The organism is Paenibacillus eucommiae, from assembly GCF_017874215.1.
Taxonomy (GTDB): Bacteria; Bacillota; Bacilli; order Paenibacillales; family NBRC-103111; genus Paenibacillus_AI; species Paenibacillus_AI eucommiae.
Map to the genome: position 1 here is coordinate 1 of NZ_JAGGLB010000061.1, position 22,690 is coordinate 22,690.

Annotated in this window: 21 protein-coding genes and 1 pseudogene; 4 read left to right on the top strand and 18 right to left on the bottom strand. The window is 44.5% G+C overall.

From position 1 onward, the window contains the following. Window positions 1–396 precede the first annotated feature (396 nt). Window positions 397–2,191: pseudogene (gene ltrA, locus J2Z66_RS41385) on the bottom strand (group II intron reverse transcriptase/maturase). Window positions 2,192–2,504: 313 nt separating this feature from the next. On the opposite strand from ltrA, the gene J2Z66_RS41390 reads away from it, so the two are divergent. Then, window positions 2,505–2,762, top strand: coding sequence for a hypothetical protein (locus tag J2Z66_RS41390; protein WP_209979779.1), 258 nt, complete (start codon window positions 2,505–2,507; stop codon window positions 2,760–2,762). Between the two features lie 307 nt (window positions 2,763–3,069). Here J2Z66_RS41390 and J2Z66_RS41395 read toward each other — a convergent pair whose 3' ends face one another. The 5 genes from J2Z66_RS41395 to J2Z66_RS41415 form a co-directional block, all read right to left on the bottom strand. Next, the gene (locus J2Z66_RS41395) at window positions 3,070–4,071 is read right to left on the bottom strand and encodes an iron-hydroxamate ABC transporter substrate-binding protein (protein ID WP_209979781.1); all 1,002 of its coding nucleotides are present in this window, start codon (window positions 4,069–4,071) and stop codon (window positions 3,070–3,072) included. A 272-nt stretch (window positions 4,072–4,343) separates the two neighbouring features. Further along, window positions 4,344–8,051 (bottom strand): ABC transporter ATP-binding protein, encoded by a 3,708-nt coding sequence (locus tag J2Z66_RS41400; RefSeq protein ID WP_209979783.1) that lies wholly within the window; start codon window positions 8,049–8,051, stop codon window positions 4,344–4,346. Between the two features lie 875 nt (window positions 8,052–8,926). Beyond that, window positions 8,927–9,451 (bottom strand): hypothetical protein, encoded by a 525-nt coding sequence (locus J2Z66_RS41405; RefSeq protein ID WP_209979785.1) that lies wholly within the window; start codon window positions 9,449–9,451, stop codon window positions 8,927–8,929. A gap of 100 nt (window positions 9,452–9,551) precedes the next feature. Then, complete coding sequence (locus tag J2Z66_RS41410) at window positions 9,552–9,893, bottom strand: hypothetical protein (protein WP_209979787.1); 342 nt, start codon at window positions 9,891–9,893, stop codon at window positions 9,552–9,554. A gap of 5 nt (window positions 9,894–9,898) precedes the next feature. Then, window positions 9,899–10,657 (bottom strand): hypothetical protein, encoded by a 759-nt coding sequence (locus tag J2Z66_RS41415; RefSeq protein ID WP_209979789.1) that lies wholly within the window; start codon window positions 10,655–10,657, stop codon window positions 9,899–9,901. A gap of 139 nt (window positions 10,658–10,796) precedes the next feature. Here J2Z66_RS41415 and J2Z66_RS41420 point away from each other — a divergent pair, with 139 nt between their 5' ends. The 3 genes from J2Z66_RS41420 (at window position 10,797) to J2Z66_RS41430 (ending at window position 12,801) form a co-directional block, all read left to right on the top strand. Then, complete coding sequence (locus J2Z66_RS41420; RefSeq protein ID WP_209979791.1) at window positions 10,797–11,060, top strand: hypothetical protein; 264 nt, start codon at window positions 10,797–10,799, stop codon at window positions 11,058–11,060. 182 nt (window positions 11,061–11,242) lie between these two features. Next, window positions 11,243–11,386, top strand: coding sequence for a hypothetical protein (locus tag J2Z66_RS41425; protein WP_209979793.1), 144 nt, complete (start codon window positions 11,243–11,245; stop codon window positions 11,384–11,386). A 659-nt stretch (window positions 11,387–12,045) separates the two neighbouring features. Beyond that, entirely contained in the window at window positions 12,046–12,801 is a 756-nt protein-coding gene (locus tag J2Z66_RS41430; RefSeq protein ID WP_209979794.1) for a helix-turn-helix domain-containing protein, read from the top strand. Between the two features lie 509 nt (window positions 12,802–13,310). Here J2Z66_RS41430 and J2Z66_RS41435 read toward each other — a convergent pair. The 12 genes from J2Z66_RS41435 to J2Z66_RS41490 all read right to left on the bottom strand — a co-directional run bounded on the left by J2Z66_RS41435 (window position 13,311) and on the right by J2Z66_RS41490 (window position 22,690). Then, window positions 13,311–13,778 carry a DUF4871 domain-containing protein gene (locus J2Z66_RS41435; protein WP_209979796.1) on the bottom strand — a complete coding sequence of 156 codons (468 nt, stop codon included), beginning with the start codon at window positions 13,776–13,778 and terminating at the stop codon, window positions 13,311–13,313. 705 nt (window positions 13,779–14,483) lie between these two features. Further along, window positions 14,484–15,614, bottom strand: a complete 1,131-nt coding sequence (locus J2Z66_RS41440) for a Ger(x)C family spore germination protein (protein ID WP_209979798.1) — start codon at window positions 15,612–15,614, stop codon at window positions 14,484–14,486. Further along, the gene (locus tag J2Z66_RS41445; RefSeq protein WP_209979800.1) at window positions 15,611–16,708 is read right to left on the bottom strand and encodes a GerAB/ArcD/ProY family transporter; all 1,098 of its coding nucleotides are present in this window, start codon (window positions 16,706–16,708) and stop codon (window positions 15,611–15,613) included. Before J2Z66_RS41445 ends, J2Z66_RS41440 begins: the two co-directional genes overlap by 4 nt. After that, a complete protein-coding gene (locus J2Z66_RS41450; protein WP_209979802.1) occupies window positions 16,689–18,224 on the bottom strand; it encodes a spore germination protein in 1,536 nt (511 codons plus the stop codon). Before J2Z66_RS41450 ends, J2Z66_RS41445 begins: the two co-directional genes overlap by 20 nt. 344 nt (window positions 18,225–18,568) lie before the next feature. Then, on the bottom strand, window positions 18,569–18,742 hold the full coding sequence (locus tag J2Z66_RS44260; RefSeq protein WP_376774571.1) for a GrpB family protein: 174 nt from the start codon (window positions 18,740–18,742) through the stop codon (window positions 18,569–18,571). Window positions 18,743–18,843: 101 nt separating this feature from the next. Then, window positions 18,844–19,044 (bottom strand): GrpB family protein, encoded by a 201-nt coding sequence (locus J2Z66_RS43675; RefSeq protein ID WP_209979806.1) that lies wholly within the window; start codon window positions 19,042–19,044, stop codon window positions 18,844–18,846. A gap of 129 nt (window positions 19,045–19,173) precedes the next feature. Next, window positions 19,174–19,860 (bottom strand): alpha/beta fold hydrolase, encoded by a 687-nt coding sequence (locus J2Z66_RS41465; RefSeq protein ID WP_245376233.1) that lies wholly within the window; start codon window positions 19,858–19,860, stop codon window positions 19,174–19,176. Between the two features lie 180 nt (window positions 19,861–20,040). After that, on the bottom strand, window positions 20,041–20,490 hold the full coding sequence (locus tag J2Z66_RS41470; RefSeq protein WP_209979809.1) for an NUDIX hydrolase: 450 nt from the start codon (window positions 20,488–20,490) through the stop codon (window positions 20,041–20,043). Between the two features lie 189 nt (window positions 20,491–20,679). Then, entirely contained in the window at window positions 20,680–20,994 is a 315-nt protein-coding gene (locus J2Z66_RS41475; protein ID WP_209979811.1) for a hypothetical protein, read from the bottom strand. A 75-nt stretch (window positions 20,995–21,069) separates the two neighbouring features. Continuing rightward, entirely contained in the window at window positions 21,070–21,543 is a 474-nt protein-coding gene (locus J2Z66_RS41480) for a nucleotidyltransferase domain-containing protein (RefSeq protein ID WP_209979813.1), read from the bottom strand. A gap of 110 nt (window positions 21,544–21,653) precedes the next feature. Further along, on the bottom strand, window positions 21,654–22,226 hold the full coding sequence (locus J2Z66_RS41485) for a histidine phosphatase family protein (RefSeq protein WP_209979815.1): 573 nt from the start codon (window positions 22,224–22,226) through the stop codon (window positions 21,654–21,656). Window positions 22,227–22,387: 161 nt separating this feature from the next. Further along, the gene (locus J2Z66_RS41490) at window positions 22,388–22,690 is read right to left on the bottom strand and encodes a hypothetical protein (RefSeq protein ID WP_209979817.1); all 303 of its coding nucleotides are present in this window, start codon (window positions 22,688–22,690) and stop codon (window positions 22,388–22,390) included.

Consider the following 22,690-nt stretch of genomic DNA (forward strand, 5'->3'; position numbering starts at 1 on the left):
TTTCCACCCCCACAATAGATAACTGGTTATGTATTAAAATATCTAACTAGTTACCTTTTGTCAAGTAATTAAGAGGATACAAACGAAAGATTTAAAAAAGAAGGTGGATTTTTGAGGGGTGCCTACGTCACTACATTATCTTGAAATGATAAGGATAGGGAATGAGGATATAATTTCAGTATCCTGCCCGTTAGCTTAATAAAAACAAGGAGCAACTGCCGCGGCAAATTGCTCCTTGTATCGTTCACCTAACGGTAACAATAGGTAAGCATTTGATGCCATCTCCAGCTTTTCCCCTGCTCCACACGGAGCGTGCCAGTTTCCCAGCACTCCGCGTTCCCTCTAACTGAATTTACTAGATCATAAGTTCCTCGTTACTCATTGATTTGAGGTATGTTAAACTGGTTCTAATGCATATTTTTCACGGTATTGGTTGATCTTGATCATCATCAATTCCGTTAGATTCAGTTTATTCTTGAGTACGTCAATCATCTCTTTATGAGTATGATGGATAAGTTGTTGGACCTATTTGTGGAGAATGCGCAAATTATTAAATTTGTCGTTTCCTCCTCGGTCCAACGGGATATAGTGGTGGCAGTGAACATCGGTTGCGAAGAGATACATGCCTGTAAGTTCGCATTTCCCCATTTTCATGCTATACCGACTTATTCGATTATCCATATATTCAACACTCTGATTCGGGATGCTAGATTTCGTTAGTAAGTAAATTTCCTGACGTAAATCTGGTCGAAGCTTTTTGTATATCTGTTCTCTGCCTGTTGTGGTAAAGAGCGAAAGCCCTTGACTGAATCCCATCGTATTCTTTGTCTTCACGCTGGCTAGAGGATATAGATAAACATCTGCTACTTTAAATGTCCTATAACCCAAGCTGTAGAACTTACTGTAAGTTGGCGGTGGGTTTGCAGGATGTTCGTATTTCCCGATTTGTTTGAGACGATTGTACATGAAGGCACGCAGATCGTAGGCAAGACGTGAGAACGCAACACTTACATGTGTTGCCCGATTGAAGTAATTGTGAATTCCTTAAAACAAAGCTGTTGAACCGTGCAGCGGTTAGAGCCGTTGGCGAAGCTCGCATTTTGAGGATGTGTTTCTTGGCTTCGCCTTTGATTTTTTGCCTTTTGCTCTTTTTAATCCCCGTATGCGCTACTCGCTTTTGACCCTTTTTGTTCGCTCGGATTGTAAACCCAAGAAATTCCGACTCTCGTTTTCGCAGATTGACGATTTGCGATTTCTCTGGTGAGACATCCAGTTTCAGACGGTCTTTAAGATACAGAACTACCGCATGATACCACCTCTGGGCGGATCTCCAATCGCGACAGATGATTTTGAAGTCATCGGCGTAGCGCACCAGATAGCCTTCTTTCAGCCTGGACCGTTTTTTCGCAGCCCTTTCGCCAGTTCTTGATTGGAAAGGTTTTGTCAGCGGAAAGAGTTCCCATTGACCAGCCACCCAATGATCGAGGTCGTTCAGTACAATATTCGAAAGCAGTGTTGATAGCAAGCCTCCTTGAGGTACGCCTTTTGAAGGTATTCCTTCCCCCTCGATTTCAGCCTTTAGCATTTTTGAGATGCAGGCTAGAACCTTTCTATCTTGAATACCCATGTTCCAAAGTTGCTTTACGAGCAAGGTATGGTTGACGTTGTCAAAGAACCCTAATATGTCGATGTCGACTACAAAATGCATTGATGCCTGATTGATGAGAAATTGAACTCTTGCCATGGCATGATGTGTTGATCGAAGGGGTCTGAAGCCATAGCTATGATTGTAAAATTGGGCTTCAGCTATGGGCTCAAGGACTTGCTTGAAGCACTGTTGAATGATGCGATCGAGAATGCATGGGATGCCGAGCGGTCTCATTTTACCGTTGTCTTTTTCGATAAGTTTCCGTCTGACTTTCTTGGGGCGGTAGTTTTCAAGTACGCTTTGGATTTCACTCACTAGTTCTTGTTCGGGTCGTTGTTCGATGTCTTTGATGGTTAGCCCATCGGTTCCTGGTGTCTTTGATCCTTTATTGGACTTCATCGTACGATAAGCAAGCAAAATATTTTCTCTGGATGTAACAACCTCATAGAGATGTGAAAAAGTTTCCTTGTTTGCCGCTCTTGCGTACAAGTCCGCAAAAGATTCCGTCATGCCGTAATACTCCCAATTTCGTAAAGCTTGCACTGTGGCACCCCTCCTTGACGAGGCGATGTCCCCACATTCCTACCTGATCGGTGCAATTCACGTATGGAAAATGATCGTTCTTTTCAATTAGACTTGGGGCTGTTCCTCCACCTCTATTACGGAGGCTTCATATTCATTGAATTACTTTAAGTTCTCACTAGCAATAATTGCTTATAGCATTCTTTCTTTTGGAAGCTTACTCTCTTGAGACAGTTTCAAATGAGGCAAATACTAGTGTCAAACTCTCTTATTTCTGCATTAACTATGATTGTGGAGAAACGATCCATAATTTAATAGAAAGAAAGTGAGAAAAATGGGATCAAATCATAATCCTATTTCAGAATCAATCAAGAAAATGTCAGACCAGTTAAAAGAAAGATTAGGAAACAACGTATTTGTCTATACGGTTGATGGTAACCAAATTTTTGGTCAAATCTCTAACGTCGATGACAAAGTATTATTCTTAGGAACCAATGTCGTTTCACGCCCAACTAGTCCGCCAACAACTCAAGGGACCGCTACCGCAATCATACCAATTTATCAAATAACAATTGTCCAAGATGCAGTGTAGTCAAAAGTTTTACGAAACCCGTTGTGGATCCACAGCGGGTTTTTATATCCACTTTTCAACTTATCGATTAACGACTACTATTATTTCAAATACTTCACAGGACAGGATATCTGTTCTTATAATCTCGCCTGTTTCATACACCATTTTCGCTTTCTCCAGAGCCTGGCTCTTTTGTTTTCCCTCACTAACCTCCTGCCTCCATTCGATTGGAGGCATAAAAGTTCAAAAAATCACGATTTTTCATTCGCTCTTAATACTTTCAAATTGATGCACCGAAACACCCGCAAGTTTTTGCGGGTGTTTGGCATTATTTAATGGAAAGTAAACTATCCGATATAAAATCCAACTGACCATCAAGCGAAACGGGATCGTTGTATGTATCGGCTTTCGGATTAAGTTGGAAGACATGCTGTTTTTTCACCGCAGGTAGCTGTTTCCATATCGGATTATCGTATACGATCTTCGGATCACTTGTATCACCTGCCCATGGACATGTAAAAATAATGTCACCAGAGAATTCCGGCAGCTTCTCTAGGGAAATAGAAGCCCACCCAGTTCCGCTATCAATTGCTGCCTTTTGTGCTTCGGGTGGAGCTTTCAAGCCGAATTCCCCGTAAATGATCTCTCCTCCCCGGCCGTAGTTATGACCGAAAACAAACAAGCCTTTTTCATAGGGGTTCAGTATGGATACCGTTTTGTTGCCTACGGCTTCTTGAATCATCGGCTTAAGTTCCTGAATCTTCTTCTCCCAGCGATCGACCCATGTTTTACCCGCCTCTTCATTTCCGATCAACTTGCCGAACTCCAGCATCTGTTCTTTGTAGTTTCTCTTCCCGTATTCAACTGCGACAACCGGGGCAATTTTTTCAAATACCTCGATCCCTTCGGTTCCTGTGTAGGTTATTATCAAGTCAGGTTTTAGTTCAAGAATTTTCTCGGGAGAAGGTTCTTCTCCCAAGTCTTGAACACCTTTCAACATACCCTCGAAGTAGGGATTCTCCGCCGAACCAGATAGGACTCCAACGGGGATTACGCCTAAAGCAAGAAAAAAACCCGTATAAAAATTAGTCAAGTCCACAATCCGTTGAGGTTTCTTTGGGACTTGAATATCGCCATTGTCCGCGTGGAAGGTGACAGTCCCCGAGACTGTACTTGCATGGTCCGATGGTGAGGGAACTGTGATTGTAGGCGAGACCGTGGCGGGCTTATTTGTATTATCTTGTCCTTGCCCGCATGCAGTCAAGAATAATAAATAACATAAGACATAGCATATTCCTAAAACAGATTTATTTCCTTCTCTATTCTTCATAGAACTAACCTCTTCCATAGGGTTTGATATACAATGATTATCATTATCATCATTAAAAATAAAAATAGTATCCTTTGCGATTATGGTTAATCATTTCTGGATTCTCGACAATTCGCGCCCCAGCGGCGAGAGATAAAGGCCAAGCTCGTCAAACAGCTTCGAGATGCCCACAAAAGCGTTCCCTGGAGACGGCAAGCACTTCAGCTTCCTTGCTATCGATTGCTGTTACCTACGGTCACCATGGAAGACCTCCGTATAACGTTCCTATCTTGTCAAAGGTTAACTTCTTCATTCGTTCTGCGCAGCAACCATCCCTGGGCTCGGCGGCGCTCCTCCCAGAAGCGGCGGTAAATGCCACCGTTGGTGAGCAGTCCCTTATGTGTACCCGACTGCACCACCCTGCCGTCGTCGATTACGACAATATGGTCGGCACGACGAACGGTATGCAGACGATGGGCGATAATGACGACAGTTTTGTCTCGGGCCATTTCCTCGAACGCCTCCTGAATATACCGTTCGTTGTCCGGATCAACGCTGGCTGTCGCTTCATCCAGCAAAATAATCGGCGCGTCCTTAAGTATCGCCCGCGCAATCGAAATGCGTTGCCGCTGGCCGCCTGACAGCAGCCCGCCGCCTTCGCCCACTACCGTATCGTAGCCGTCAGGCAGTTTAATAATAAAATCGTGACAGCGGGCTTTTCGGGCTGCTTCTTCCACCTGCTCCATACTGGCGTCGGGATTGCCGTATCGGATATTGTTCGTCACCGTGTCATTGAACAGATACACGTCCTGGAACACAAAGGCCAACTGCCGCATCAATTCATCGGAGCTCATGCCGCGCACATCCGCGCCGCCGATCATTACCGCGCCTTGCTGTACATCCCAGAAGCGCGCAATCAAATGCAGCATCGTCGTCTTGCCCCCACCCGAAGGGCCGACAAGAGCCGTCGTCCCCTTTTCTGGTATAACCAGATTCAAACCATTCAGCACCGGCTTATCTCCGTAGCTAAATGTTACGTCGCGGAACGCAATCTCGGCACCTTGCATCGGACGGCGTTCCGACGGCAGAAGCGGCATCTCCTCGGCCAGAATAATATCGTTCATATGGTGCACCGTCGTCGCGAACATACGCTTGAACAGGGCATAATCCATTAGCGGCAACGGCTCATAGAAACAAATTGCCAAGACAAGGAACACCATGAAGTTTGCAGGTGCCAGTGTTCCTTGTGCCACGAACAACCCGCCGACGATTAAGACCAGTGCCAAACCCAACTCGAACGAAATATGATAGACTGCCGTATACGGCGTCAGCTTCCGATTAATGGATATACTGGCATCCCTGTATTTGCGAATCGTTTCCTCATAGCTTTGCATCCGGCTGCCGGTCAGTCCGAAGGAGCGGATGACGGCTATGCCGCGAATATACTCCAGAATTCGGCTGTTGGCTGCCTGCCGTGCAGCCGACAGTTTCTGCATGATCTCCTTCAGCTTCCGTTCTGCAAGCCATGCAGAGACAACACTGAGCGGTACGCCTGCCAGCGAAACCAGCGCAAGCCGCCAATCCATCCACAGCATCGCCATCAGAATCAACGGTGGAATGACGCATGCCTTAATCAGGCCGATAACGATGGAAGGCACATAGATGTAGCTGCCCGCGTCGGTTTTCACCCGCGATTCCAGGACAGAAGCATCCTTTTGCAGGAAGAAGCCATACGGCACCTTGCGCAGCCGGTCGCCCAAATACAGACGAATATGCGTCAGAAAGTGGCCGAACAAGGGAAAAGACCATTTATTCGTCAGGAAATAAAACACCGACTGGCCAGCAAACATCAACGCCATCCAACCTGCTGCTGCCCACGCCTCGTCGGGTCTATCGGCAAGCAGTTTATACAAGACGGCGACCACAGCAATGGAACCAAGCGCAGTAAACACGTTCTCAAAAAAGGCAAAAACGAGTGCGCCCCGCAGCCGATTAGCCTTGTCGCCAGCTAGCAGCAACGATTGCTGAAGCTCGGACATCCCATCCAAATGTCGGTGAGGATTGTCCGGCGCTGACGTGCTAACGCCCAGCTTGCCGAACGTCTGCGAATCCTTAGCCATCTGTACGCCTGCCTGCGCCCGCAGCGTCAAATCCGGGGCTGGCGCTTCCAATGCAATTACCGGGCCCGGAACTAGCTCTTCTTCCTCCAAATCCTCCGTCCCGGCCTCATACGCTTCCCATAGGCGGTGATACAGTTCGCTGCTCTGCAGCAGTTCTCCGTGCGTCCCGACAGCCGCGACACGCCCCTCGTCGATGACGGCAATTTGGTCGGCGTGCACCACGGTGCCAAGCCGATGGGCGATCGCAACAATCGTTTTGGGCTCGCCTTCGGCAGGATGAAGCAGACCCGCCAGCGCATCCAGAATGCGGGCTTCGTTCTCCGGATCGACAAGCGCCGTCGCCTCGTCGAGTATGATAATCGGCGCATCCTTCAGTATGGCGCGAACAAGACTGATCCGCTGCCGCTGGCCGCCGCTGAGCGTCATCCCGCCTTCGCCGACAGCGGTATGATAGCCTTGCGGCAATTGTTCGATGAACGTATGACAGCCTGCCCGGCGGGCGGCAGCCATGACCTCCTCCTCCGTAGCAGCAGGCTTGCCGAACCGGATATTGTCCATGACGGTTCCCTGGAACAAATAAGCATCCTGAAAAACAAACGACACGAGCGACATCAACTGTTCTTCGCTCATCTCTCGTACATCGACGCCACCAATGATCACACTGCCGCCGTCTGTATCCCAGAAACGGGGAAGCAGGCGGGCTATCGTCGTCTTCCCGGCTCCAGACGGCCCCACCAGTGCTGTCATAGTTCCCGCGGGAATCTCTAGGGATATATCACTGAGCACTGCTTGTTTGTTATAGGCAAAGGTCACGTGCTGCAGCCGGATGGTCGCATCCTTTGGTATCTGCGGTCGACCGGCAGACGCCATTTCCTGCTCCTCCAACATCTTTCCGACATTTTTGAGCGACGCGGCCAAACGAAAGGCCGTCATACCGCTCGACCGGAGCATTTTGAATAAAGCAGCCCCTACCCCTAATGACATGAGGATAAAAAAGATAAGCACAGGAATCGTAAGTTGCTCCCGCGTGATCAACCAAATCCCTGAAGGGATAACAATCAGCAGCGCCGTCCGCGAGAGCAGCACGGCTGCCGTTTTGGCCGGCATTCCCTTGCTCTCGATCAGGGAGCTAGTGTCCGAAAATTCGCGAACCGCTTTCGAATACGACTCGAATGCCAGCTCAGTACTGGAGAAGGCGCGAATGACCTTCATTCCGTATACATATGTAAGAATGGCGCTGCTGACTGCCGCCCCCGCTTTGCCGTACCCGGCTTGCAGTGGTTTCAAATAGGTCATCACCAGCGCGTATCCACCCACCGTTACACCGATAAATGCAAGCACGGCAAGCCCCATCCTCCAATCCATCGTGAACATGATAGCAAAGGAGAGAATCGGCAAGGCCGTGCTTGCTGTAATGTCAGGCAGCAGATGGGCAATGCCTTCCTCCAGTTGCTCCACGTCTTCGTTCAGCGTGTGCTTGATCTTGCCGCTGTCCGTCCGATCGAAGTAGCCGAGCGGCAGCTTGGCCAGCTTATCCGCCAAGGCCATGCGGACCTCGTATACTACGTCGTAGGCAACGCGGTGCGTCCAATTCGTCGACAACGCCGTCAGCAGCCCTTTGAGCACAATCGCAAACAACGCCGTCCCGGCAAGCACGAGCAATTGCGCTTTATCGCCGAGCAGACCGCCGTCCGTCAAACCCGTGCATATCCGATAGATAACCCAGTAAGGAATAAGGCCCATCAGGGTAGCAACAACGCCCGTCGCAATCGATCCGACCAGCGCCGCTTTCCGCTTGAGCAGGAAAGGCTTTAATCGGGATATGGGGGAGTGCGGCTTCGTTTTATGGCCTTTAGGCGCTGCCTTTCGTTTAGCATGCATTGCTTTGGATTCCGTAACAATCCCTCCTTAAAAAATCGATAATGATAATCATTATCGATGATAACAGAAAGATATCTAATCTTCAATACTGTATGTTCGAATCTCTTTTGAACATTGCTTCTTTTTTCCGTGTTCTTCATACTGCCTGATTGTGAGTATTTCGCTTGTTTGTCGCCATAGTGGATTTACACCTCCTAGAGTCGGGGTGCAAGAATACCTTTGACCATTTCAATGCGCTGGAAGCAAAAGGTAATGACTTGATCTATCAACGTAAAAGGCTAACGGCAGCTTGGAAAACCCAAATGAAATGGCTTTGATATCGATCTTCACGGGTCCCTCCTTACACTGCAGGGTGCGACCGCTCACCCGTAACCGGTTAATGACCAGAAACGAGCAGTTGCGCTTCAGCCGGCGGATCCTGCCGGGGGATCGGAAACCAAATCTCCGGATCAACGCCACGGACCTGGCCAAAGACACCTGCAGCTGTAGTTGCTGGTCAGTTGGAAAATTTCCTATATATGACCTGAGCATCTAAGAACAATACAAGATACAAAAGTCCAGCGGCTCTCATCTTCTACACCCTCGCTCAGATTTAAGGTAAAATCTAAACGTGGGACAACTCGTACACAAATTAGTCATATGGAGGGGAGGCTCAGTTTTAGCATATTGAACTCAATTAGCATTTGTACAAAGGCATCAAACTGTCACAAGCATAAAATAAAAATATTATCTTCACCTTTAATAGGTTGGTGTTTATAGTGGGAACTAAGAGGCTCCCCCTCGGGGAAAGAAAAGAACCGTTCACGATTAAAATAAAGAAAAATACGATTGACGAAATTAGAAAAATACCTGGTTACAACAACATTATTGCAAGTTTAATAGAAGAGTATCTTGAAAAAAATAAAAAATAAAATTTCGGTCTGGCCCGCAGGGTGCGACCGCTCATCCGTATCCGGTTCCTGGCCAGGAAAGAGCAGCTGCTGGCTGACCTCGTCGGAGGATACTGCTGGTTGAATGGAAAACCTACTCTCCGGATCAACGCCTGGACCTGAAAAAGGCACCTGCTGATGGGATTGCTGGCAAGCGCCTGGCCCGCAGGGTGCTTGCGTCCGTACGTGTGCGTATCCGGTTCCAGGCCAGGAACGAGTAGCTGCACTGCTCTCGCCGGAGGATCCTGCCGGACGGAACGGAAAACCTACTCTCCGGATCAACGCCGCGGACCTGGCAAAATGCACCTGCAGCTGTAGTTGCTGGCCAGCGACCTGGCCAGCAGGGTGCGTCCATACGTCCGTATCCGGTTCCTGACAGGAAAGAGTAGTTTCAGGAGTGCTGGCCAACGCCCATACGCAAGCAAGCAGCAGCCAATCTTCTGGATCCCTCTGTGGGTGAAAGATGAACAATCCAATTGTAAACGGGATGGATATTTTTTATACTGCATGCCGACAAATTGTTTAGCGTATTGAAAGTTTGACGCTTACGACGATGGGTTCTTTATGTTGATTACTTTTGTTTTCCTATCCTCAAAGGTAACCTAACCAATTCAGCTGTACTCTTAATCCCTCGAAAGATTGCATCTTCTTGAAGTATCACTTCTGATTTACTAGTATTGTAATGATCGGCAATTTCGCGTAGATTCCATCCTTGAACTTGATAATGTACAAGCCATTTGAAGTGCTCGTAATTTCGCTTTTCCTTTTCCTTCACGTATCCACGTTCTCGAAGAAATCTCTCGGAGCGCGCGCGGTATGCTTCCTTATACATTTTATAGTATTGGTCCATTTTTTCCTCAAAATCACGCCATGTTTCTCTTCTTGGATCCCAACCAGCTCCGGAAAAAGGCATTATTTCTAAGGTTTTCCTGCTTTAATTGCTTCTTCACGTCGTTTTTCGTAAGTTGATAATATTAATTCGTAATATGCCTGTATCCATTCAAAGGTGAAAGCATTCTCTTTTGATGATGGGTTTAAACCGAGAATTGCAGTATCTGGTGAAAACGTAAAGGGAAACATGTGATGAAAGAACAAGGCATGAATCTGCTCCCCCTGACCAATACTCTTACTTAATTCGATGTCATCTTCCTCGTCCTCATGATAAATGTATTCCGAGAGGGAAAGTACCTCTTCATATGGCCATGAGGTTCTATACATGTTGCGGCATGCCGCAATTGGAATATTTAAATTTCGAGCATACTCCTCAATATTTCGTTTTCGCTTTTTACGATCAAATTCTTGTGTTTCCTCGTAGTAAACCGAGATTGCGAAGAGGCCAACTTCCTTGTAAAAATCTGATGGATCGATCAGGTAAAACTTTTTGGCCCACACCATAATGGATTCTCTTATCTTGATATATCCAGAGTAATTGTTATCTTGGGCGGTACTGACCACTTTCCATGAATTTGGAAATATGCGACTCCCTTTATGGAACTTTTCAAACCATTCATGAGCTTCACCATAACAATCGTAAAGTGATTTCAGTTCATTAATTACTTCCGGAGCGTTCTCTTCAATTTGCTCGCAGAAATATACAATAGCCGAATGCTTGTCACTGTCCATTAATGCACCTGTCGCGTCCACTATTCTATCCGGATGATAATAAAGTCCTTTCAAAGGTATCAACTCCTACTGGGTTTGTTTTAATTAATCATACACCAAGTCGATCGTGAGCAACATGATTTAGGGAGATGCCATTCTAAATCAAGGACGTGTGTACTGACTCGTAAAGAGGTTGAACTCTCCGCGAAGCTTTATGGCACGATCACAAAAAAGCCTCTCTTCCAGATCAAGTCGCGCTCCCGACGATTGGTTGCTGAGCTGCAGCTCTGGCCTGCCTGGAACACCAGCAGGAGCCGGTCTTCCGGATCTTCCGGATCCCCCCGGCCAGGAAAGAGCTGCTGCTGTCTCTGCGGCCTGCCGGCATACGCCGTGTGATTACGGAGCTCTGGCGCAACAGACCGACTCGATCGCAGAAAAGCCTCTCATTCGAATCTCGACGAGGGGCACCAGCTGCTAGCTCTGGCCTGCTCCTGGTCGTAGCATCCGGCCTTCCGGATCCTACGACCAGGAAAGAGCAGCTAACTGCTGTCTTCCTAGCCAATCGGCACCCCAACGTATGGTTCGCTTGAGCTCTTTGGAGCAGCAGCCGGCTCGAGTGAAAAAAAAGCTCCTGAAAGCTCGCATCGGTCCCGACGAGGGTTGCTGCAGCTCTGGCCTGCTCCTGGCACGCCGGCAGCAGCCGGCCTTCCGGATCCCCCCGACCAGGAAAGAGCTGCTGCTGTCTTCCTGGCCAACCGGCATCCTACGTATGATTCGCCTGAGCTTTCGGGGCAGCAGCCCTAACGATCGCAAAAAAAGCCCCTCATCCGGAATCCCGACGATGGACTTTTTCAGCTGCAGCTCTAGTTAGCGCCTGGCACGTCGGCAGTGGCTGGTTCTTTCGGGTCACTCTGACCAGAAAAGAGCAGTTGCTGTCTCGCTGGCCAGCCGGAAACCTGACTGATGATTTCGATTGGGCTTTCAGAGCAGCAGCCCGGCTCGAGCAAAAAAGAGCTCCTGAAAGCTCGCCGCGGTCCCGACGAAGGCTGCTGTAACTACAGCTCTGGCCAGCGCCTGGCACGCCGGCAGCAGCCAGCCCTCCGGATTCCCCCGACTAGGAAAGAGCAGCTGTTGTCTTCTCCCTGGCAGCCACGCAAGTGATTAATCTTGAGCTTTGGCCGGTGAAGACCGGTGGGATCGTAACAACAGCCTTTGATCCGGATCTCTCACGGGCCCCACGAGAGATTTCTCCATTTTCACTTTTCCCTCGAAGTTAATTTTCGATTAAAAAAACAATTGATTCTATTGGCTTTTTATTTGCGAGAAAAAACTCCAAGCTTAGTACTTCTTCCGTTAGAAGAAGACAACTTGACAACATCATACAACTGTTATACTCTTTAAGTATTCTTCATATATTCTTTGAATATATGAAGAATATCGAAAGAATTTGGAGGTCGAAGGTTTTGAATTCCAGTGGACTTTTTTTGAAAAATCTTAGAATTTCGAATGGCTACAAAACACAAACGGACTTTGAATCTACAACGTTAATCGCGCAGGGACATATTTCAAAGATTGAATCTTCTAAGATGATCCCTACTCTCGGTACTCTCTTGATTTTAGCCCGTGCATTCAGAGAAGTAACCTATGAAGAGATCATACATCAGGTTTCCCCGAGCCTCGTTGAAGATGTGAACGAATTGATGAGAATTCGTGTGCAACAAGAAATTGATGATACGTTTATGAATCTTCTTGACGAGATCTATAAACGGATTTTTTTCGACCTTGAGAACAAACAATTTCTTAATAAATACTGCGATAGTCTCTCTATCTGCATTGGCCCATCTTGTACATCTGCCATACGTACAAGAGTAGAAACCTTTATTGATAACATGACAAAGGATGTTCCGAAACTGGACAAAAACGTAAAAAAAGTGGTCTATGAGAATTTTGTTAAAAAGGAGTCGATAAGAACATTTTCGTTGTTCGAACGGATATGTGAGAGAAGTATACGTGCTTCTTTCAGCATGACTCTACAAACCACGTTGAAGGAACAAGAGGAGGAAACAACTCCTGTACTGAGATTGGAGTTTTCAGACGTATCTGCACCGGTTTATCTTGACTCCGTTATGATGTCGATTAAAGAACGTAGGCTTGTAATAGAACTGATCCGGGCACATCGGAAGATCGAACAGAGCCTTACGACTGAAATTGATGCATGATCACAATGTCTTGCATTGGGATCCGTCAGGACAAGATCGACGAGACGCTGGAGAGCTCCAAATTCGGAGGATTCAAATAATCACAGCTAATGCTCGACAGTTCATCACTGTCGTTTTTTTAGTCCAAGCAGGCCCTTATCACAAGGGGGAGTGCCTCGCTCCCCTACAATAGCTTCTGCAGGAGTGTTGGCCAGAGAACGGCATACAGCTGCCAGTCTTCCGGATGCCTCGACCAGAACCCACTGTATTTTTCAACCATATATTTTGTCTTTTCATCAGCTGCACTTTGAAAGCTTGTTATCAGTATCAATATTCGTTAATGCTTTAGTTAAAGATGTCTTTCCATGATCAAATGACCTGCAATTCCAATAGTATAAAATTGATTCTTCATACCTTTTTTTAGTTTTCAAAATATTATTATGTGCTAGTTATCTATAAGCAACGATAAGCATATTTCAACTTTCTAATAAAGTAGTTACAAAAGGTATATCTAGATAGTTAGATTTCGTTCAATGAACATTGATGATAATACTACCAAAAAATTCTTCACCTAAATAAGCATTGAGTTTCCATTTACCTGATGTCGGGAATTCCATTCCAGATGGACTATGAGCATCAGCTCCACTATTGGGTCCACCTATCGTACTGTACTCCCAAACAACTGTTTTATTTGGAGTTCCTATGTCCTTTAATAATACTGGATGTTTCTCACCTGTTTTTAGGTCAATGGCTTCCACTTTAAACGGAGTACGTGATAACTCCTCTTTCGTCCCCCAAAAAAACCACATATATTTATTTGGAACGCCTACTTTAAATCCATCAGCTAATATACCAATTCTGCCTTTTTCTCCTTGAAGTTTATAAGAACCACTTATAAAAGTAGAACTTTTTTGTTCATCAGCTGCCTTTTCAGTTCCACATCCTGAAGAAAAAAGTAATCCTAAAACAATAATAAAGATAGACGAATTTTTTACCATATTATCCTCCTTTAGTTTATTTCTTTTATCATACTATAAATTTGTAGACATTCGACTACAAATTACAATGAAAATGTTAGGATTTCTCATCTACATTTTCATCTTTAGAAAGGAAAAATTGTGATTTTACTCATAAGCTTAACATTAATTTACCCATAAGTTTGCCAATTGTTTAAAAAAATTGCTTGTTCTTTTGTCGGCAATCGGATCATATTCTTGACATGGAGAAATGACAAGAATATAATCCAATAAATTAAAAAAGCCACCATTTAGGCGGATATTAATCGGACTATGTTCTTGTCATCCGACAAAATGCTATCTACTACTATACATTTATTTCTAAATAATCGACGGCCTTTTGTCGTACAAGTCTCTAAGCAAAACAATCTTGACGATCTCAGTATTGAATCCGTGAGGTTTTTCTAATTACCAAACCTTCAGACTTCCAATAATATGTATTAGACTGACCCTAAAAACAAACAGCAGCAGCCATGGACGAGAATATAATGTTGATGTTTTTGAAGTAGAAGGGTGCTGCTAGCCCCCTCCTACTCGATTCTAACTCGAAGTAAAGAAAGCATTTTTCGATTGAATTTTTGGTGTTGCTTGTTGGGCTTATCTTGTATCGTAGATGGACCTGTAAATGAATCACTCTTCAGCTGTAGATATCTATCAAGATTTTTTATCCTTTGAGATTAATTATCCTTAACTGATCCCCCCGGTATGCAGAAGATCTACCTGGACGAGGACTTGAAACTCGACTTTGCCATAGTCTTTATCCCAATCGAGAGACTTCCATATTGTCGGGTGAAGAGCCCTTAACCTCTCGCCTATGCCATAGAGATCACAATTGTTCTCCTGCAGCTTGTGAATGGTATTCGTGGCTTGTTCCGTGAACTGATCGGATAGCTCACGGTTCCACTTCTGTATGTTTTCTTCCGTGTAAACGCCTAACTCGTCGAATTCCTGAATGTGCGCAGTTAACACCGTACGGAGCTGTGCCACTATTTTGTGATGATCATCGACGAAGACACGGACCTTTTCCTTCTTCCCAACGACAGCGATCGTCATATAATTGCGCGATGCAGGCGATTTTCCGTTTTGAACCTTAAGCGTGATAATTGCTTCATTCGGATCGTGGCGTGTGAAGATCAAAGCTAATATCGTCTCTTCCGACGAAAGAGCTCCCTTCATCTTTTCGTTATGGATCATAGCAGTACCGGCCATCACCGCCTCTCCACCTTGTATCTTCATGAGCGGAAGAAGAGCATCCTTGCCCGGGGGCAAGATATCGCCGATGATGGATCCTAAATTTACGGATGGAATGATAAACCTCTTCTCCTCTCCCTGCAGCATATCGGCCAAAAAACGCCCGACTTGCGAATTCTTCTTCGAGACCGCCTCCATAAGCTTGGCCGGACTTCCTTGCACGATGATTATCTTGGAGTTCAGGTTGCTGAGCCTGTCCCTGAAGAACACGTTGAGCGGTGCGAGAACGTTCGCACGAGCGAAGTTTTCGCTGATCATCAAGATCTGCAACTCGGAGGCATTGAGTGATTTGGTCGTCTTTCGATCGATCATGATCCGCGCGTTGCGGACTGTGTCGCCGATGGCAGTTACAATTTGGCCTCCCTGTCCTTGGCCTTGACGGGCTACGCCCACCTCTGGAATGCCGATATTCGTCGTAGCAGTAACTTCGACCTTTCCTCCCTTAGCTTGATCGATGCCCACGCATGTAATCAGGTTGCTATCTTTCAACAAATTTTGGTCCCAGCAACCCGTCAGTCCAATACCGAAAAAGAAAAGCAACGGCAAGGAGTATAATTTTCTAGTCAAGATACATTCGCCTCCCCTTTTTTCCATAACGCAGAGATTGCAAGCAGCACGAGAGGGATTACAACGATGATGAACAATGCATAGACGTGAATGAAGGGAATCCAGTGATCAATTATGAATGGACGATCCATCCAAATGGCGACTCCCAAACAGATAGCCATCCCTCCATACAAGAAATGGGTTCTCCCTTTTCTTCGGAACGTCTGCGCCAAACCAATGGATCCGGCGTACACGTTAATGGTGAAGCAAGTCATGGAGGAGACGATCCAGAATGACAGATAGACCAGATCGATCCTCTCGACGAACACAAAGGAATAGGTCTTGGTCATATAAATGATCGGTTCCGGCAAGTACTGCAATTCTTCCGGAGAAAAATAAACCAGGCTCACCAGGATAAGCAGCACGTGAATTAATACGACAAAGCCGTTGGCGGCCATCACCGTCCACAACACTTGTTTCGGGGTGCCTTTCGTCCGCGGAACGAATATGAGCATCATCTCAAATCCGATGAGGGAGGTCATGGAGGCTTCGAGCCCCCTAACCCAGGATTTCCAGCCCGTTTTAGCAATCGGCAACAGGTTCAGCCAGTCTCTTTCCTCCTGAAAGGCATAAAGGGCAATCAAAATGAACGCCGCAGTCGTGATCAGGGTAATCGAATAAAACCGACCGATGGCGCGTAAGCGCTGTGCTCCGATATAGCAGCAAGCTCCCACGATCAAAGAAAGAAGAACCCAATCGGGGGTCATGGGATAGACCCATTTATTTAGGAACATATACATCCGCACCAAGAGAAAAGCCCCCAGAAACAGGAAGTAACTCGTATATACGAGGTTGAGGATCCCACCTAGCCATTTGCCCATTATACTCGCTCCAATCTGGAATACATCCATATCGGGATGACGGCGCAAGAGAAACCAGAGGACGATGATGACTAATTGTACGAGAAAACCGGCTAACAGGTGGATTAACCAGCTGTCTTGCTGAGCGATCTGATATAGTTTGTTCGGCAGAACCAGCTCTTCCGAGCCAAACTGGGCTTGAACGATAAGGGCGAATAGCTGAAATAATGAAATGCTAGTAATCGTCCGGTTCATCAGATATCCACCCTCGCATAGTTGTCGAACGTTTCACCTTGTTTGGACGAGGATCTCTTGGTCGACGCTCCATTAACCATAACGGAAAACGCAATATTGCATCCCTGAAATCTACCCATCTGTTCGTGGACAACGGGGCTAAATATGGCGTACCAAATGATTCCAACGCACATAGGTGCATCAGCACCACGGACATGCATATCGAGACCCCCAAGAAACCGAAACCCGCCGCGAAAATCATGATGGGGAATCGTAACAGACGGAGCGCATTCACCATCTCGTTCGACGTGATGGCGAAAGAAGCCGTAGCGGTGAAAGCCACGACGATGATCATGATATTTGATACGAGATTCGCCTCCACCGCCGCTTGTCCAATTATGAGCCCCCCCACGATGCCGATGACTGGGCCGATGGAAGTCGGCAGCCGGATGCCGGCTTCGCGAATCAGTTCGATCGTCAATTCCATCATCATCGCTTCGATTAGTGGAGGAAACGGTACCAATTCGACGGATTGCTTAAATGCAATGACAAGCTTGAAGGGTAGCACTTCAAAATGAAAAGCTATGATCGCGATATAGAGCGCGGGTAACGTTATGGCTATAAAAAAACACAATAGACGTAGCAAACGGTAGAACGATCCTACATACCATCGGCTATTGTAATCATCTGGCGATTGGAAAAAAGTAAACAAATTAACTGGAAACACCAAAGCGGTAGGGCTTCCGTCCGTCAGAATGGTCGCCCTTCCTTCTATCAGGTTATATGCAATCCGATCCGGTCTCTCGGTGCTCAGGATCTGTGGGAACGGAGAGAACGGACTGTCTTCAATGAGTTGCTCGACGTAACCCGAAGACTTGAACAAGTCGGCGTGGATTGTAGAAATTCGATGCGAGGCTTTATCGATCATTTCGGGATTAGCTATGTTTTTCATATACAAAAGGACTAGGGTTGATTTGACTTCATCACCGACAGTGAAGGGTTTGACGATCAATTGGCTGCTCTCGAGGCGTTTGCGAATCAAATGAATGTTAACGTTTATATTTTCTATTAAACCATCATGGTTTCCTCGAATGACCTTCTCGTTGTCTGGTTCTTGTAAGGAGCGAATACGCTCCGACTGAGCGCCTACGGAAATGGCTTGGGTATTTTCACGCAGGAAAAGAACGACATAGCCCCTCAACAAGTCGTGGATTGTCTCATTAAGGTCATTCCTGATAATAATTTCTTTTGCTGTTAACTTTTGTCGTATAGGTAAATCAAGGCCATTTGCCATCGGTTTTAATATGTGATCATGTATAACGGAAGAATCGACTAATGTTTCCAAATAAACTATAAATCCACTATTTTCGGGGTATTGAAGATTAATAACTTTCAAGTCTAAAGGGTTAGATAACTTATCCATAACGGCAATTAGGTTATCTTCCGGAGTCTGGGCAAGTGGCAAGGTTTGAGACTCGGAATGGAAAGGGATCTCCTCTGGAGTAGTGTTTGACTTCTTTCTTTGAAAATTAAACATGTCCTGAGCCCTCCCTATTTTAACAAATAGAATGTCCCCATTTAGTAAAAATATTCTAATCGGTTCAAACCCGAATTTAGTTATTAATCGTAAATGAATCCTAGTACAATTTCGGGCAGGTACAAGGGATCGGACAAGGCTCATGTTAAAAAACGGGAATCAGCTCAAGTTCTGTCATCTCCTCATGACAAATTTAATTATTTCAGGCATGAAGATCTCCTCAATTATGACAGTTTCTAGAACCTCACCGTTATCCGCGATTGATTTTCTATACGCATCATCAGTTGATTTGTTATTTTGCTAATAAATTCATTTTACTTTCAGTGTATGCTTCCCTATCATGTTTATAGGTCTAACTTTAGCTTTAATTGTTCATATTCATTGGCAACCGAAGGATTTACGCGAAGAAAATCTCTAAAATATATTCTATCCATAAAAAATTGTTCTTTTGTTCCCATATGGTGGACATGGAATGATATTTTTTCTAATCCAGTTGGAAAATATCCCTTAGCAAACACCAAATGATTTATTGTTCTTTCATATGAGATAATTATTTTGTGTCATTTTACTAATAATTTAAATCTTAATAGCTGCTTCTTTTGGGATTTCAACTAAAATATCAATAGTAGGTTTTTGCAGATAAATTCGGAACAGCAGTGCTTCCAATATGCTCTACTCTTAAAGCAACTTCCGAACCAAGTATTTTTATAATAGTTTCTTTTTCATTTTCAAAAATAGATGCCCAATTTGTATCATAAGGAACAACCGTTATAGGATATAACTTTCCAAGCTCTTCTTTATTCATATTTTCTTCTTTCAAATTCAGATACTTTATCCTATTTCAACATCGTTATAAACAAGACCTTCTTCTTTCACTAAACTGCCCGTTAGCGTAATGCTTCTAAGAACTGTAAGATGGTATCATTCACAAAGATAGGATTCTCTCTGATCATGTGAGGTCTATGGCGCAGTCCGGTACAATAACGTAACTTGAGTTGCGAATGATTGAAGTTACTCGCTTCAGGTCTTCTTCTGGGGCATAGGGATCATATTGGTCAGCGATGAACAATGTAGGGCAATCTATGCAACTTAATTGTTCCTCGCTCAATTGTGGGTATGTCCGCCAATCATTTACCTTTTGCCTCAAGAATTGTTGCCAATCTCCTCGATGTGCCTCCATATGTCTATCTTTCATCATATTTATAAAATCATGACGCTCATGTTCTAAAAGCCACTCCGGTTCAAATTCTTCAGATTGCATGGATGCGACAAAGCCGCTTTGTCCAATTGATGTTATGGATGTTATTCTTTGAGGTTGATTCAACGCACAATATAGAGCTACACCACCTCCCATGCCATATCCAACAAGATGTGCTTTTGGAAGTTTTAAATGATCCATGAAAGTAAGAATATCCTCAGCATGTAAAGGAGTATTCCATTCTGGGCTTTTACTCCTGGTACGTCCATGTCCCCTAAAGTCTGGATAATAACATGAATACTTATTTTGAAAATCAAGAATTTGACTGGCAAAAGCTAATATCCCTCTTGAAAATCCACTATGTAAGAACACTACCGGATCGCCGATTCCCAGTTGTTCATAATACATTTCTATGTTGTTACACTGAATGTGAGGCAAATAATATCAACTCCAAGTTTAAAATTTCTATATTCTTACATTCACATTACCGAACATCAGTTCTTTCGTCAACGACTTTAATCAAAACCCAGCTAGTCTATTCTGCCCGTTAGCTTAATAAAAACAAGGAGCAACTGCCGCGGCAAACTGCTCCTTGTATCGTTGAACTAACGTTACCCGTTAGGTTAACGATTCGAGGAACTTATAAATTACAGGTTTGTCTGGGGGAGATAATTCGTTTGGAATTTCAGAATAGCTAAAGAATCTTAATTCTTGTACTTCGACTCCGTCTTCTTTAAGGGCTCCTTCAAAATCAGAGCATACGTAGGCGGACACAACATTATATACTTCATCACCATGAGGATATTTATAGTACAGGTCTTTTCCAGAGAATATGTTAAATAATTCAAGGCTCCTGGCTTCCAATCCTGTTTCCTCAAGCAGTTCCCTTTTTGCAACCTCTTCTAAAGTTTCCCCAGGTTCCATAGAACCACCAGGCAGTCCCCATAATCCGTTATCCGTTCTAAGTTGTAATAACAGTCTTTGCTTACTACACAATAGAACGCAGGCTCCAGCATTAATAAGTGCTCTTGAACCGACTATCTTTCTGAGTTCCATTATATAACCCAATAGAAAAACATCCTTTCCAATATTTGTTTGGCAATTCCTCTACTATAGTTCTTCGTTAGTAAAACTTTAATATGATTAAATTTCTTAGGGAAGAATAGTTAGCCAACCTTGATAAAACTCGGCTTGAGCGTTAATGCAAACATATTCCAAATCTTTATCAAATTCAAAAATGTCGACCACATCTATTAATCATGCAGGATGCCCCAAAGTATGCTTGTATGCTTTCCGACCATCCCCCATAGAGAGTTGCATAGTAGTAGGATATACATTTTTAGCTGCACCATAACAGGCAATCTGGATATTCATTAGTTCCAAATCTGTTCTTATATCCAATAATGCATTAAAGAAGTTCTCGTTTTGGCTGGATAAATTCTGTTCGTCAAACTGTAACTGTAATAGAACCATATCTTGATTGCGAGGAGATTCTTCGAATAGAAAGAACTCACCCTTAATGCATTCACCGTTAAAACGGTACAGTAGAACTTTTATTGTCTCATTATGCATTCTAATCTCTCCTCAACTATCCAACAGATGGTATCGCCTAATAATACCCTATTTTGAACTAAACTACCCTTTAGTTCAACGGTCTAGGTTACTTAGATGCTTGAAAAGAGTTGCCGCTTTATCTTCGCGTCCAAGTTTACGGTATGCTTCAACCTCATACTCCAATGACAAAACGGGAAGCTTCAAATTCGCTACGTTGATAAATTTCTTTATTTCATTTAGATTCGGTGCCTTTTCCCATACGCCATCTACGAATTTTTCAATATCTCCTATGATTTCAATTGATATTCCGGTAATCACCAGTTCCCCAAAGTGCGAACGTATAAACCCGTTCGATGAATAGACAACAGGTCTTCTTATATAGTTCTTAAATAATGATTCAATTTCATATGCCCCTTGTTGGTTGGTTTGAATATCTATGTCATCAGGTTTAAATGGTAAGCCTTGTAATGCAAAACTTGTACTGCCCGTGATCGCCCAGTCAATGTCTCTCGTTGAAAGGAGTTCGTTCACAAGTCTCAATATTGATATGAATTCTAAATTAACCAAATATCTTTCTCCTCCTCCATCCAATGTGGACTTAACAAAATTGGCAGCCGGTGTTGTGATGCCGCTGTATTTATTGTGTTATAGTCTCCAGATAGTTTAGCTCACAATAGCTAAAGGTGCTTGGTACAGTTATATAATTGACATGCCCAATTGTTGTTAGTGTGCGTAAGAATGGTTACAGAGGTATTATCTATGTACGTTTTTTTGAAATCTTGCGGCAAAAGATGTTGTAATGACAGCCCAATCAATGCTCCATGACTTATAACTAATATTGTTTTATCAACATATTCCATAATCAGTTTTTCAAGAAAAGTTAGACCACGCTTGGCGACCACTTTGAAATCTTCCATACCAAGATTTTGCTCACGCCAATTTGCTCCCCAAAGAGTGATACGTTCTTCCTCGGTGGTACCCTCAATTAGCCCGCAATTAATCTCTCTAATACTTTCAACAGTGAATACGGGTATTCTTAAACATTGCTGAATGATTTCGGCAGTTTGCCTAGCTCTCGTTAGATTACTGGAAAATATAACGTCCCATTCTTCGCTTGAAAGTCTTTTTGCTAGTGCAGTTGCTTGCTCTATTCCTTCTTGGTTTAGAGGTATATCAGATATTCCTTGAGCCTTGTTAAGGTTATTCCACTCAGTTACCCCATGTCTAATAAAACCTATTGTGGTCGCCATACCTGCCCCCTTAATGACTACAATTATCTTATCGTTACCTAAATAAATAGTACCACATATTGGAACTATTCTGCCCGTTAGCTTAATGATCCTTACTTCTCTATTTCAAGACAAAATCACCTATATTTTAGCGATTGTCAATCTGTCATGCTCGATATTTCCTATAGCTTAATACTGTAATACACGCTCGAGAACGCCCATCCTGCCATATGAACGAACAATACAATCCCCAGGACAGGAGCTGCAGACAATTTCACACCGCAGACCAACATGATGAATAGGATATAGATTGCTACCAGCGTTATTTTCCATGAGGCTGCTTGAGATTTACTTGAAATGATATGAAATCTTTCATCAAGTCCCCTTTGACGTGCTGCTTGCTTGCGACCCCACCATAAACAGAGCAATCCTCCAAAAACGCCGAGCAGTATCACCAGTAAGACTCCAACCTGATCCAAACTCAT